Raw genomic sequence first — 14,267 nt, forward strand, 5'->3', positions numbered from 1 at the left:
CATACGACCACATTCGTATGTTTAGCCAAATAGCTAAGTCCTCGACTTACACAAATAGCTCATCGCTTTATTATTATAACCTTTATCAAAATTAATTTCAAGGAAATAATTCTCCATCTTCCCTCACAAAAAAATCCTTATTTACATCGATTTTAGAAATGATCATCATAGCATTTCATGAAATATTTTTATAAAAATGATTAAAATAAACAGGTTCGAAGTAGGTCAAAGTATTTAATTTAGAACATAAAAAGGCTTTTATATATCTTTAAATAAGGCTGTTTTCGTATCGTATGTTGCTTTTGTAAAAGCCCAACTGCCGGCTTTTACTCCCAATAAAGGATCTTAGCGGTCCTTATGGAAATTGGCTCTTTCTCAGTAAAATGATACGTGTAGCGATCCTCAGTCGATATTTAATAGTTATAGCTTTCCTTAAATAGCAACAATGTTTGAGAAAACTTTCATGATCTTTCGCTCTCAACCCAGAATGAAAATGGGTTCTCTGTCCCATAATGTAGATACCACAAACAGTGAGTATATGACGTAGCTCTTATTGGTGGTCTTACCCTGTTGAGAAAACTGTTGGAATGAATTTGGTGCACAACCCATTGTTAGCTCTCTCAATTTCGAGAGATGACTACGAACAGAAAAATGTTTAATTTCAAATTCATTCCACTGTTTGTGGAATATTTTCAGAAGGTGGAGTGAAATGGAAACATTGCACAAACGATGTGCAGGCCTAGATGTTCATTCGGAAACAATAGTTGCCTGTGTCATTCTTGGAGAATCAGAAACTGACTTGATTAAGGAGACCGAAACATTTCCTACTTTGACGAAGGATCTGTTTCATCTTCTTAAATGGCTTGAGGAGAAGGAAGTAACCCACATCGCAATGGAAAGTACAGGCGTCTACTGGAAACCTGTATACAATATCTTGGAGGATTTCTTTGATATTACTTTGGCAAATGCTCAAAGGATTAAAAATGTCCCTGGAAGGAAAACAGATGTTTCGGATGCTGAATGGATTGCTAAATTATTAAGACATGGCTTAATAGAGAAAAGTTTTGTCCCTCCCGAAGACTTTCGAAATTTGAGAGATTTGACTCGCCTCAGAAAAAAATGGATTGGACACATGACATCCGAAAAAAACCGAATCCAAAAGGTACTAGAGTCCTCAAACATCAAATTAAGCACAGTTATTTCAGATATATTTGGAGTATCAGGACGAAAACTATTGGAACAACTGATGAATGAAGGTTATATCGATCAAGAAGATGTCGAACAAAAGATACATGGAAGAATGGCCCATAAAAAGCAATTGATTACCGACTCACTATTTGGAACATTAAATGATCACCAGCTATTTCTTATTAAGCAATCTTGGATGCACATTGTTAATTTAGAAGAATTAATATTAGATATCGAGAAAAGAATCGACGTCATTTTATCCAACTATCAGGAGGAAGTACAGCTTCTGGTTACAATGCCGGGAATTAAGAAAGACACGGCAGCTGTTATCATTGCGGAAATAGGAGTAGATATGGGACAATTTCCAACCTCCAAACATCTTGCATCATGGGCAGGATTGTCGCCCGGAAATCACGAAAGTGCTGGAAGGAAAAAAAACACTAAAACGGTTAAAGGAAATCCTCATATTAAATCTGCATTGTGTGAGGCTGCGTGGGCTGTTTCAAGAAGTCGGAATCAAAGATTAGGAATCAAATATTGGTCACTAGCTGCAAGAAGGGGAAAGAAAAAAGCACTCGTTGCCATCGGACATCGAATGCTAACTATTGTCTATCATATGCTTCAGAATAAGGAACCCTACCATGAGTCAACTTAAATTAGCATTATAGACAAACAACAGAAAAGTTAAACGAGAAACCGAAAAATTCGGTAGCTCTGCTTTCCTATTGCCCAAATTAAATTATTTATAGCTTGCACCATTTTAATCAAGTTTAAACTTAATAAATTATTCTTAAAGGCGGAGTTTTATTTTCACAGAAAAGAGCCTTAAATAAAGAACCTCTTTTTCTCGCAACTTTCTCCATTAGTATAATCTTTATTCCCGCAAATACTAAATAAACAAATCCAATCGTCATTTCCTCTATCAATAAAGGATATAGTGGTTGCACTTCCACATTGTATATAGAACGGATTGCCTTAATACTATGTGTTAATGGTAGAATATCTGAGATCCATTTGATTGATGCAGGTAATAAATCTACTGAGAAATTAACACTCCCCCCAAAATTAACAATTATAATTATAGAAAATTCAATTATTTTTGTAAATAATAGTATGAATTGTAGTTCATTTTTCTTATTTTAAAATAGTACAAAAATAATGATTATTATTAATTTTTATTGATAAAACGCTTTATATTTGTATATTTTCATTTTTTATATTATATTTAAATAATAAATTATTTCGTCTGAAAATATTTATATGTTTTATTTGGGGGGATATTATGAAAAAAATTGGATTAGCATGGCAAATATTAATTGGACTAGTCCTCGGAATAATAATTGGGGCTATTTTTTATGGTAATCCTGAAATCAGCAAATATTTACAACCTATTGGAGATATTTTCTTAAGATTAATCAAAATGATTGTCGTCCCTATTGTCATTTCTAGTATAGTTGTTGGAATTGCTAGTGTTGGTGACGGGAAGAATCTAGGGAAACTTGGTGGAAAAACAATTTTGTATTTTGAAATTGTGACAACGATTGCAATTATTGTTGGATTGCTTGTGGCGAATATTTTCCACCCTGGTAAGGGAGTTAATATGCATTCTATTCATAAAGTAGATATTAACTCTTATGTAGACACAGCAAAAAGTGTTGAGAACCATGGGTTTGCAGACACAATTGTTAATATTGTTCCGAAAAATATTTTTGAATCAATTATGCATGGAGATATGCTAGCTATTATTTTCTTCTCCGTATTATTTGGATTAGGTGTAGCTGCAATTGGAGAAAAAGGCAAACCTGTACTTGCATTTTTCCAAGGAACGGCAGAAACCATGTTTTATGTTACAAATTTAGTTATGAAATTTGCTCCATTTGGGGTATTTGCACTGATCGGTGTGACCGTTTCCACTTTTGGTTTAGAATCACTCCTACCTTTAGGAAAATTAGTTATTACCGTCTATTTAACAATGGCAGGCTTTATCATCATCATATTAGGTGGTATTGCAAAGCTAGTCGGAGTTAATATATTTCACCTACTCCGACTTCTAAAGGATGAATTAATTCTCGGTTACTCAACTGCAAGTTCAGAGGCCGTTCTTCCAAAAATCATGGAGAAAATGGAAAAGTTCGGATGTCCAAAAGCAATTACCTCTTTTGTCATCCCTACAGGATATTCATTTAATTTAGATGGATCAACATTATACCAAGCTCTTGCCGCTGTATTTATTGCTCAAATGTATGGAATTGATCTATCTTTAACTCAGCAACTTTCACTAGTTCTTGTGCTTATGGTAACATCGAAAGGGATTGCAGGTGTTCCAGGTGTATCCTTCGTGGTTCTACTTGCTACATTAGGAACAGTTGGTATTCCAATTGAAGGACTAGCTTTCATTGCAGGAATCGATCGAATCCTCGATATGGCTAGAACAGTTGTAAACGTAGTAGGTAACTCACTAGGTGCAATTGTTATTTCAAAATGGGAAGGCCAATTTAAACAAAATAAAGATGCATTAAAATCTTAGTAAAAGCATGGGCAGTTTATTTAGAGTCACATCTCAATAAACTGCCTATTTTTAATTAATAAAAGTGTAAATGATACTCCTAGCAAACTTTCAAACGGATTAAAATAGAGAATTAATATAGCTTAGATATTATATATATCTATTAATATCAGAAAAGTCAAACAACTAAAAGCATTAACCAGCTTCCTCTTTATTAAATCCTTTGTGATGCCTTGCAACTAGACCTGTAAAATGATCTGGTTTTATTTTTGCTTTTATTTTCATTGCTATCCAATAAATGAAAGCAGAAATGATAATTGATTGAACGGCAGGTAAACCAAATTCATAAACATACTGTGTAAGGTACCCGACAAAAGTTCCACAAACTAATGCAATTGTAGCCATCCAATTCCAGCCCTTGTTATCTTCGAATCGTTGCTTCCGTATAATAAAAAAGTCTGCCATCATAATACCACCTATAGCAGGATAAATAAGAGCAGTTAAATATAAAAAGTCAGTAAAATAATCGAGTATTCCTGCCAAAGCAATGATAATAGCCAAAATTGTCCCTAAAAAGGTAAGGAATGCCCGTCCTTTGTTGGAATTTATATTAAACATATTTGCTAGAGCTAGACCCATACTATAATTATTTACAAGCTGGCTTGTCCATGTAGCAAACCATAAAACTAAAAAACCCCACACTGGAAATCCTAGATTCAACATCACATTAACTATATCTGCATCCCCTACACCGACAGACATAATAGAACCGACGTAGAATAGTGGAAAACCAACCGCTACAATACCTAATGGAATCAGGATATTATCCCTCCATCTTGGTTTTGCATACCTAGTATAGTCTGAAGCAATGACCCATTGGGAGACATTTGCGCCAATAACTAGACTGATAGCTGCTAAAAATGTTATCTTCGGTTCAGGATTCCAAGCTGTAATTGTTTCCCAACCTGTATTTCTTAAAGCATAAAAAATACAACCTATAATAAGAGCTAAACCTGCTGGAACTGCTATATAATCAGTCCATTTCATAGATGAATAACCTATAATCGAAGGAATTGCAAATAATACCCCAGCGATAACTGTAATCACAGCCCATAATCCCCATTGTTTTTCATAATCAATTCCAAACATTGCTGCAATCGCATTACCAGCAACAGCAGTTTGTAATGCCCACCATCCTAAGGAAACGATAAATATTGTAAGGCCAACGATAAATCGTGCTTGTACCGAGCCAAAACTGGATTTTGCAATAACAGATGATGATCTGCCCGTCTTAGCACCAATAAATCCTTGAATGGAATTACCAACCCATTGAAAAACAATTAGCCCAATGACTAGTATCCAAAAAATACTTCCCATTCCATATGAAGCGGTTAAAGTAGCACCAATCATTAATACAGGAATTGTAAATTCTAAGCCTCCAAATATCATTGCGGGTGTTAACCAATGCTGGCGTTGAGATAATGGAACGGCTTTTAATGCTTCATCATTACCAACAGTCTTTATTCCTTTTGCCTCATCCATCAATCTATCATTCCCCTTTTCAAAGAGGTGTCTAATAAGTAGGATAACTCCCTTACTTATTAGACACCCTCATTTAGTTATTTATGTTCGACTAAAACATAAACAATTTCACATACTTCTTCACCTTCGTTTATTGCCCAATGTTTCTCTTTAGCAGGAATAAAAGTAGCGGATCCATGTTCCACCTTTTTTATGGGAGTATCACCGCTTTGGGTCGTTATACACCCCTGTAGAATAAAGGAATATTCATCCTCATCATGCATCGAAAGCCCTTCTTTTGGAACACGTTCCCCTGGTAATATTTGAACGAATCCCATTTTCACTACTGTATTTTGATCAATATGTTGAAATAGAGTTTGATTCATAATCTCTTCATTTTGTTCTCTATTAATCTTAGATATTTTCATGCCTTGTTGCCCCCATTTATTCGTTTTGTTGTTAAAGTAAAATCATATGTGGCAGGGTCAACAGAAACACCATATACTTCTCTAGCTTGTGCTAAAGTAATATAGCCATTTTTCACATCTTCTACAACCTTTTCCGCTGGTCGATTTAATGGATTACCATATCCTCCACCTGTGGCAGTCATCAACTTTATTACATCACCTTTTTGAAGCGGATAACGCGGATATACACCGTAGGGTCCTTCAATCTCGCCATTTGCTTTTTCTACAATGAATTGATTCGTCGATCCATTTTGTCCCCCATTAAAGCCCCATGGCGGATTTATATGTCTTCCATAAGTGATCGTTGCTGATTGTCCATTGGTTAAGGCTCTATATGAACGAATTACACCTTTCCCACCGATAAATTCACCAGCTCCACCTCCATCGACACGTAAACTATATTCATCTAACATGACACCATATCTTGTCTCAGCTACTTCAACCGGTACATTATAGGTTTCCCCATCACCAATACAAAATTGGCCACTAGCACCGTCTTGCCCTTGGCCGGCACCCCATCCTCCAACAGATGGTTCGACAATTAAAAATGCTTCATTTGTATCAGGATGAAGTCCTGAAAGTGTGACACTACATACTGATGTTAAATGCCCTGCCGATAAACGTTCTGGTAAAAACGGTGCTAGTGCTTTCCATATTAAGTCTGCTCCCACAAGCATAGATTCAAAGTAATTAGACACTGGTGCAGGACGTTCGGCCGATAAAATCGATTTTTTATCTGTAATTACTTTTAACGGGCGAAAAACACCATCATTAACATCTTGTGATGGGTTGGTTATCGCTAAAAAAATTGTTCGTACAGCAGATATTAAACCTGTTAATGAACAATTAACCGATCCAGGTACTTGTGAATGGCTTCCACGAAAATCGCATACAAATTCATCATCAGTTATAGTAACTTTCACTTTTAATTTAAATGGACCATTTCCCATTCCATCCGAATCCACAAAATCTTCTGCTTCAAAAGTTCCCTTTGGTAATTTTTTCAGTTCAATTCTTGAGAGCTGCTCACCATGGTCTAAATATTTATCTATAGAGGCTAAAACTATTTCCTTACCGTGTTTATTACAAAGCTCTTTTACGCGTTTATCCCCAGTTTTTAATGCAGCCACTTGTGCCCACATGTCCCCTAGTGAGAGATCTGGAAAACGAACATTAGATTCAATAATATCGACAATAGCTTGATTAACCTTTCCTGATTCAAATAATTTCACACAAGGAAATTGTAATCCTTCTTGAAAAATTTCCGTTGAATCATTTGTAAAAGAACCTGGATCTTTTCCCCCTACTTCTGTCCAATGAGCTTTATTAGCTGAAAATGCAACAATTTCTCCATCATGAAAAATCGGCATAACTAGTCCTACATCAGAAAGATGAGACCCCCCACCTTTATATGGGTCATTGATAATGATAATATCACCAGGATTTAAATCTTTTTCTCCAAATTTGTTTAACGTTTCCTTCACCATAAACGTAAGCATACCGATAAAGCCTGTTACACCATTTCCTTGTGTCAATAAATTTCCTTTTGCATCTGTTAGACCACTAGCATAGTCTAAAACTTCATATATAATTGGACTCATTGACGTTCTTGCTAAAGCAATAAACATCTCATCTCCAATTGCAAGTAAGGAATCTTTTACAATTTCCAAAGTGAATGGATCAATTTTCTTTGTTGCCGTCACCATCTTATTCCACCCCCGTATCAATAATAAGGTTTCCATATTCATCAACTTGAAGTGATTGACCCTTATAAATAACGGTCACTGATGCCTTTTCCTCAACAATGGCTGGTCCGTTAATCTTCTGCATTGTTGGAATTTTTTCTCGATCATAAATAGTTGTATCAACCCAGCCCTCCTGTTCAAAATAGACAGGTCTGACTTCTTTTAATGCACTACTTAATTCCCCAGTAACTATATTTTTTTCTAATGTTGGCTTTTTCACCTGACCAAACGCAGTCAAGTGCAAATTCACTATTTCAGTATCAGCCTGCTCAAGCTTAAATGTATAGTTTTTCTCGTGTAGTTGATGGAATCTTCCGATAATTTCCTCTAAAGTTTTCTCATCCCAGTTACCATTTGGTACGGGTACTTTTACGGTATGTTCTTGCCCAAGATATCTCATGTCTAGAAATCTAGTAAATAAGACTGACTCTTTTTGAAGGGCTTCCTGTTCAAACTGATTATAAGCTTGATTTTCTAGAGTATCCCATGTTTGATTAAGCGAGGTAATATCTACTTCACTTAGACGTTTAATTTGGGTTTGAATATAATCATGTCGAAGATCTGTCATTAACATCCCCCACGCTGAAAACACTGGAGATGCTAAAGGTACAACTACCTTTTTAACACCTAGTTCTTTTGCTAGAGCTGGAGCATGCATGGATCCTCCACCACCAAATGCAACAAGGGTAAATTCTCGTGGGTTATAACCCTTTCGAATAGAAATTAATTTTAATGCATTTAGCATATTTGAATTGGCAATACGAATGATACCAAGAGCCCCATCTTCCACTGAAATATTAAAATAATTTGAGATAGTTGCTTTGATTGCTTCACTCACCTTTTCCATATCAACCTCATAATCAAAGTTTTTTGGAGAAAGACGTCCGGTTAAAAGATTTGCATCAGTCGTAGTTGGTTCTATGCCACCTTGTCCATATGCTACTGGTCCAGGTAATGCACCTGCTGAATGTGGACCAACCTTTAGTGATCCTGCATCATCAATCCAAGCAATTGATCCTCCTCCATTGCCAATTTCAACAATATCAACAACTGGTGTTTTTATCGGAAATCCGGCATGACGATTATCTCTTTCAATATAATAATCCGTGGATACTTTTACTTCCCCTTTTTCAATAAGAGAGCATTTTGCCGTTGTTCCACCAATATCAAATGCTATAATATTCTTCTCTCCAATAATTTCACCAAGAACTGCAGCTCCGTAAATACCAGCAACAGGACCAGATTCTACCATATTTATTGGAAGTTCTTTTGCTTGTTCAAATGTTGTCGTTCCACCATTAGACTGCATAATATAGTTATTACTATCTGTTTGCTTCTCAATAAGCTTATCATGAAGCTTGTTTACATAAGATGTTGCTATCGGTTTGACATATGCATTAAGGACGGTTGTATTGGTTCTTTCATATTCACGCCATTCTTTAGTAACTTCATAAGAAGCTGTGACAAAGACTTCCGGCCATATTTCTTTGATAAGATCGATTGTTTCTTGTTCATGCACAGGGTTCACATACGAATGTAAATAAGATACACCAATCGCTTCTACTCCTTCTTTTTTGAAGAAGGATATAATCTCTTTTACTTCTTCTTTATTTAATGGCTTCATTACTTCACCTTTATAGTTTAATCTTTCTTCCACTTCTTGACGTAAGTATCTACTTACAAAAGGTGCTGGTTTATGATAGCGTACATTAAACAAATCTGGTCTATTGCCCCGACCAATTTCTAATACGTCACGAAATCCTTTCGTTGTAATGAGTCCGGTCTTTACACCTTTTCTCTCAGTTAATGCGTTTATAATAACAGTTGTCCCATGAATAAAGGTTTTTATTGAGGTTTGATCTATTCCACTCTTTTCTAAAACATTGATAACACCTTGTTCAAAATATGGGGGAGTCGTATGACTTTTTGATACACCAATATGTCCTTTTTCATCTACATATACAAGATCTGTAAAGGTGCCCCCAATATCTGTAGCAACTCTCATGTAACTTCTCCTCCTTCAAAAAACTATATTTGAATCTCCCATACTTAAAAAAGTACGGGAGTTAATACACTTAAAATAACTGTTTCTTCACTTAATGGATTTTCCCATTTATGAACTTTTTCAGATGGAAAATGAATGGATTCTCCAGCATTCAGTACGTATTCATTATTGTCTACATAGATAATGACTTGACCTTTTAACACATAGTGAAATTCTTCACCAGGATGACTGGATGTTTGGATATCCTGTTGAAATGGCCTTAACGTTACAATTAAGCTTTCCATCGATCTTCCTTGAAAATTCCCACTAACTTTAACATATTTGGATTCATTCCCATCAACCTGAAAAACCCTATGGTCATCTAATTTGACCACATAGTTGTTATTCATTTCCTGTTGAAAAAAATATGACATCTCAACACCCAATGAATCAGCTATTTTTTTTAGTGATGTGATTGCTAGTGAGGAAGTACCTCTTTCAACTTGAGAAAGAAATCCGACAGACAAGTTAGTATTTTCACTCAATTCTTTCAAGGTTAACCCTTGTTGTTGCCTTAATTCACGAATTTTCGTATGAATATCTACCATAATTCCCCATTTCCTTAGTCATGATTTTAAGTATAGATTAAATAATTATAGTATTACTAAAATTAATACTATCACAATATACAAAGTTTTCAATATATTTTTAAGTAATATAAAAATAATTTTAGTATTACTAAACATGATATTTATACTTCTCCTATTTACAACCTTCATTAAAAAAGCTGCCTTTTATGGCAGCTTATCCTGTATATAATAGCTTTTAGTCGAAAGGCATTACTTTCTTAATCTACTTTTCAAATCCTTAATTGCCAATATAAAGGAGCGTATAGCAACATAAATCATAATCACAAGAATTAGGTAACTAACGATAATAACAATGATTGCATCCGAACTTTCAGCTGAAGGATCATCCATTGCAAACCCACCAAGTAATAACGGCAAAATCGGCAACACAATTATATATTTTGCGTTAAGAATTGTCACAATTGCAATAATATAACTTAAAACCAATCGAATCATTTCCACCGTTTTATTTTTCAAAAAGTAATAAACGATATCCATCACAAAAAATATTCCAAAAAATAAAAACTTACTAAGTGTTATAATTAATAACATTGTAAAAAAACACCTCTTTTCAATTATGTTAAAATAACCTCTAATGATTTATCCACATGAAAAAAACATGGATTTCTCCATGTATTATTCAGATTTTAATGTATTTTTAGATTGATATGCTACTCTATTTTTCTGATTATTTCAACAGACACAATATCAATTTACAAAACGCTCATGCTCTTTCCAGTATTCGTTTCTTAGACGGACTTTTTGAATTTTTCCTGATGCAGTTTTTGGGAGCTCATCAATAAAGCTAACGGACGTAGGAGCTTTGAAATGAGCCAATTTTTCACGAGCGAATTGAATAACTTCTTTTCCATCAAGCGTTGAACCTTCACGTTTTACTATAACTGCATGTGGTGTTTCACCCCATTTTTCATGAGGTATAGCTATAATTGCTGCCTCCAATATATCTGGATGCTCATAAAGTACGCCTTCAACCTCTATTGAAGAAATATTTTCTCCACCACTTATAATGATATCCTTTTTACGATCAACAATCTCAATATTTCCATCTTCATCTACTGTGGCCATATCACCTGTATGGAACCACCCATTACGAATAACTTCATTGGTTGCTTCTTCGTTTTTCCAATATCCAAGCATGACTCCATTACTTTTTACGATAATTTCACCAATTTCCTTACCGTTCTTTGAAATTTCTTTACCTTCACTATTAACCACACGTACATCACAGCCAATCATTTCATAGCCAGCCTTTGCCTTTAAACGATACTGCTTTTCCATAGGTAATGTCTGTTGATGTACTCTAAGTTGTGAAGTAGTAATAAGTGGAGATGCTTCCGTCATACCATATACTTGTATAAATTCCCAGCCTAGTTGCTGCTCTACCTTTGAAACAAATGAAGGAGGTGGTGCAGAGCCAGCAATCACCACTCGAACCGAATGATTAATCTTTGGTTGATGTCTCTCATAATACTGAAGTAAGGAATTTAAAACAGCTGGTGCCATATGAAGTACAGACACATGATGGTTTTGGATCTTTTCAAAGATTATTTCTGGACGAACATGTTTTAATGTAATATGTGTTGCCCCATTCGCTGTATAGTAAAAAGGAGAACCCCAACCATTAACATGAAACATGGGCAAAACATGTAATACTACATCACGGTCAGACACCCGTAAATGATGCATAGTACTTAGTGCATGTAAGTAGTTGTTTCGATGCGTTAGCATGACTCCTTTTGGTTTCCCAGTTGTTCCACTAGTATATAAAATATTTGCCACATCCTGCTCATCCAGTTCAACTTTTTGAAAAGTAAATGAGGGATATTGCTTTAGCCATGATTCATACCAAAGATCACCTTCTTCGAGAGCAATTTTTTCCTCTCCTTGAACAATAATCTGACGTACACTCGTAAATTGATTTCTTATAGGTAAAAGTAAATGATATAATTCCTCATCAACAAATACAATTTCGCTCTCACTATGATTTAAGATATATAAATAATCATCTGGTGTAAGTCTTGTATTAAGAGGTACCATAATTCCACCTACTTGAAAAACACCAAAAAACCCTTCAAGCATTCCTAATGTATTCGGTGCTAAATAAGCGATTCGATCTCCTTTTTGTACTGCTAAATCACGTAGACCATATGATAGCTGCTGAACCCTGTTATATAGTTGCTGGTAGGTTAAATCATCATTATTATTAATAACTGCCGTTTTATTTCCATACACTTTTACAGCTCTATCCAGAAATTCTGTTAAAACTAATGGAACAAACAAAAGCGGTCACCCTCCGTATTTTCAGATAATATAGATTATTATAACATCCAAAAAACAGAATTTGTGTATTAAATGATAAAATTCCATGAAGATCTAATAGTTTATAAGGTTTGCGTGCTATAATCATTCCATATACTGATCCACTCCCTAACCGTTTTCTAGTAAGCATAATAACCAATCACGAAACCATAAAAAAAAAGAAGGATTTTGTAGTCCTATAACAAAATCCTTCTTTAATAAATTATTGTTGTTCAACATTTGTAACAAACAATTGCTTATTTTTATGAACAATTGAACCTACTACTGCAATTAATAGTCCTGAGATCATAAATACAGTTCTAATTCCCAACAAATCTGCTAATATTCCCATAATTAGAGAACTAATACCAAAAATTCCAGTTCCAATGGCACCTAATGAGGTATAAACGGTTGCCAACTGTTCTTTTGATACACTGGTTTGTATAACAGTTTGTTGTGGAATATTTTTTATTTGCCCAAATAGTCCTATTCCAAGAGATAAAAGCAACGCAAAAATTGGAATACTGTTTAAGCTAAACAATATTGTAATTAAGGAACTTCCGAATGAACCAACAAAAATAAAAGTACCCAAATTTTTCTCAATAATAGAGGGGTATTTAATACAATAAACGCTTCCTAATATCAAGCCTAAAAAGAATGTACCATTAATAAAACCCCACCATTTTTCGTCAACATTTAAAGCATCATTGACAAACACATATAAAATAGCAGCTATCCAAACAGTTCCTGCAATTGTTTCGAAAAAGTCTATCCAAGCAATCCTTCTTAATACTGGCGTGTTAGATAAAGTTTTCCATCCCTCTTTAATCTGCTCTAGTTTCCTTTTAGGCTCAGTTGTTTTGTGTATTACACTTTCTATAAGACAAAGTAAGACGCTTGCGATTATGAATAAACCTCCAACTAGCCAAACCAGTTGTTGAGGACTCATAAAAATTAGAAATAAACTTCCTATGAACCACATAACTGCTTGTATAACCTGTGTAACTGTTTCTGCTATTCCATTAGCTTGAATTAAAGATTCAGGTTTAACATAGTGAGGAATCAGAGTCTGTCTTATTGGATTTGCACATCCATCAAGAAAAGCGATCCACCCTATGATTAAAAAGATTAAATAGTAATTTGAGACTGTTATTCCAACTAACATAAATCCTAGAATAAAAAGCAAAATAGTTTTTCCGATTTGTGATCCAGCCAATAACCATTTAAGATTTACTTTACCAACCAAAAGAGGTGTTAACAGACTAGATATAAACATTGAGGTAGTAATCGTAAATGGCACAAATGATGATACAGTTGCCGAACCTGTTAAAACAAAAATTGCACTTATAACACTGACCGTATATAATACATCGCCAATATTAGCGAGAGATTGACCAAGTAGTAATAAAGAAAAATTTTTATTCAATTTTATTTTGTATCCCCCAATAGTAGAATTGAATCTTGTCTTGATTAGGGGGAATTTTAAATTGGACTGTTCATTAATTTTTTACTCCTTCCATATATCAGATAAATCTGGGGGATTAGATTTATCGCCATTTTTTTCATCTCACTTATATGAATTTTAGCACAATTAAAACACTTGATAGAAATTTATTTTTGGATTGCCTTACCTTATCCCTTATCCACTCTTATTGAAGTATAGTGCCCTTTTCTTCAATAAGAAAACTTTCATGATCTTTCGCTCTCAACCCAGAATGAAAATGGGTTCACTGCCCCATAATGTAGATACCACAAACAGTGAGTATATGACGTAGCTCTTATTGGTGGTTTTACCCTGTTGAGAAAACTGTTGGAATGAATTTGGTGCACAACCCATTGTTAGCTCTCTCATTTCGAGAGATGACTACGAACAGAAAAATGTTTAATTTCAAATTCATTCCACTGTTT

General features: G+C 34.7%; 10 protein-coding genes. 2 read left to right on the forward strand and 8 right to left on the reverse strand.

Annotated elements, in window-relative coordinates:
* Nucleotides 1-709 precede the first annotated feature (709 nt).
* Complete coding sequence (locus tag MHI39_RS15105; RefSeq protein ID WP_259544790.1) at nucleotides 710-1,843, forward strand: IS110 family transposase; 1,134 nt, start codon at nucleotides 710-712, stop codon at nucleotides 1,841-1,843.
* Nucleotides 1,844-2,470: 627 nt separating this feature from the next.
* Entirely contained in the window at nucleotides 2,471-3,715 is a 1,245-nt protein-coding gene (locus MHI39_RS15110; protein ID WP_251337765.1) for a cation:dicarboxylase symporter family transporter, read from the forward strand.
* Nucleotides 3,716-3,889: 174 nt separating this feature from the next.
* On the opposite strand, the gene MHI39_RS15115 is transcribed toward MHI39_RS15110, so the two are convergent.
* From MHI39_RS15115 to MHI39_RS15150, 8 genes are all read right to left on the reverse strand, one after another.
* Entirely contained in the window at nucleotides 3,890-5,236 is a 1,347-nt protein-coding gene (locus tag MHI39_RS15115; protein ID WP_342541453.1) for a cytosine permease, read from the reverse strand.
* 77 nt (nucleotides 5,237-5,313) lie between these two features.
* Nucleotides 5,314-5,643, reverse strand: a complete 330-nt coding sequence (locus MHI39_RS15120; RefSeq protein WP_278891153.1) for a cupin domain-containing protein — start codon at nucleotides 5,641-5,643, stop codon at nucleotides 5,314-5,316.
* On the reverse strand, nucleotides 5,640-7,388 hold the full coding sequence (locus MHI39_RS15125; RefSeq protein WP_342539615.1) for a hydantoinase B/oxoprolinase family protein: 1,749 nt from the start codon (nucleotides 7,386-7,388) through the stop codon (nucleotides 5,640-5,642). Before MHI39_RS15125 ends, MHI39_RS15120 begins: the two co-directional genes overlap by 4 nt.
* Nucleotide 7,389: 1 nt before the next feature.
* On the reverse strand, nucleotides 7,390-9,432 hold the full coding sequence (locus MHI39_RS15130; RefSeq protein WP_078111003.1) for a hydantoinase/oxoprolinase family protein: 2,043 nt from the start codon (nucleotides 9,430-9,432) through the stop codon (nucleotides 7,390-7,392).
* Between the two features lie 44 nt (nucleotides 9,433-9,476).
* Nucleotides 9,477-10,019 (reverse strand): XRE family transcriptional regulator, encoded by a 543-nt coding sequence (locus MHI39_RS15135; RefSeq protein ID WP_078111004.1) that lies wholly within the window; start codon nucleotides 10,017-10,019, stop codon nucleotides 9,477-9,479.
* A 231-nt stretch (nucleotides 10,020-10,250) separates the two neighbouring features.
* Nucleotides 10,251-10,592, reverse strand: a complete 342-nt coding sequence (locus MHI39_RS15140) for a hypothetical protein (protein WP_058003861.1) — start codon at nucleotides 10,590-10,592, stop codon at nucleotides 10,251-10,253.
* Between the two features lie 156 nt (nucleotides 10,593-10,748).
* Nucleotides 10,749-12,341 carry a long-chain-fatty-acid--CoA ligase gene (locus MHI39_RS15145; RefSeq protein WP_278891158.1) on the reverse strand — a complete coding sequence of 531 codons (1,593 nt, stop codon included), beginning with the start codon at nucleotides 12,339-12,341 and terminating at the stop codon, nucleotides 10,749-10,751.
* A gap of 241 nt (nucleotides 12,342-12,582) precedes the next feature.
* Nucleotides 12,583-13,791, reverse strand: coding sequence for an MFS transporter (locus MHI39_RS15150; RefSeq protein WP_278891190.1), 1,209 nt, complete (start codon nucleotides 13,789-13,791; stop codon nucleotides 12,583-12,585).
* Nucleotides 13,792-14,267: the final 476 nt, after the last annotated feature.

Source organism: Heyndrickxia sp. FSL K6-6286, assembly GCF_038630395.1.
Lineage (GTDB): Bacteria > Bacillota > Bacilli > Bacillales > Bacillaceae_C > Heyndrickxia > Heyndrickxia oleronia.

Coding starts and splice junctions, on each gene's coding strand:
- MHI39_RS15140 (WP_058003861.1), bottom strand. CDS start 10,592: ATGTTATTAATTATAACACTTAGTAAGTTTTTATTTTTTGGAATATTT.
- MHI39_RS15115 (WP_342541453.1), bottom strand. CDS start 5,236: ATGGATGAGGCAAAAGGAATAAAGACTGTTGGTAATGATGAAGCATTA.
- MHI39_RS15130 (WP_078111003.1), bottom strand. CDS start 9,432: ATGAGAGTTGCTACAGATATTGGGGGCACCTTTACAGATCTTGTATAT.
- MHI39_RS15120 (WP_278891153.1), bottom strand. CDS start 5,643: ATGAAAATATCTAAGATTAATAGAGAACAAAATGAAGAGATTATGAAT.
- MHI39_RS15105 (WP_259544790.1), top strand. CDS start 710: ATGGAAACATTGCACAAACGATGTGCAGGCCTAGATGTTCATTCGGAA.
- MHI39_RS15135 (WP_078111004.1), bottom strand. CDS start 10,019: ATGGTAGATATTCATACGAAAATTCGTGAATTAAGGCAACAACAAGGG.
- MHI39_RS15110 (WP_251337765.1), top strand. CDS start 2,471: ATGAAAAAAATTGGATTAGCATGGCAAATATTAATTGGACTAGTCCTC.
- MHI39_RS15125 (WP_342539615.1), bottom strand. CDS start 7,388: ATGGTGACGGCAACAAAGAAAATTGATCCATTCACTTTGGAAATTGTA.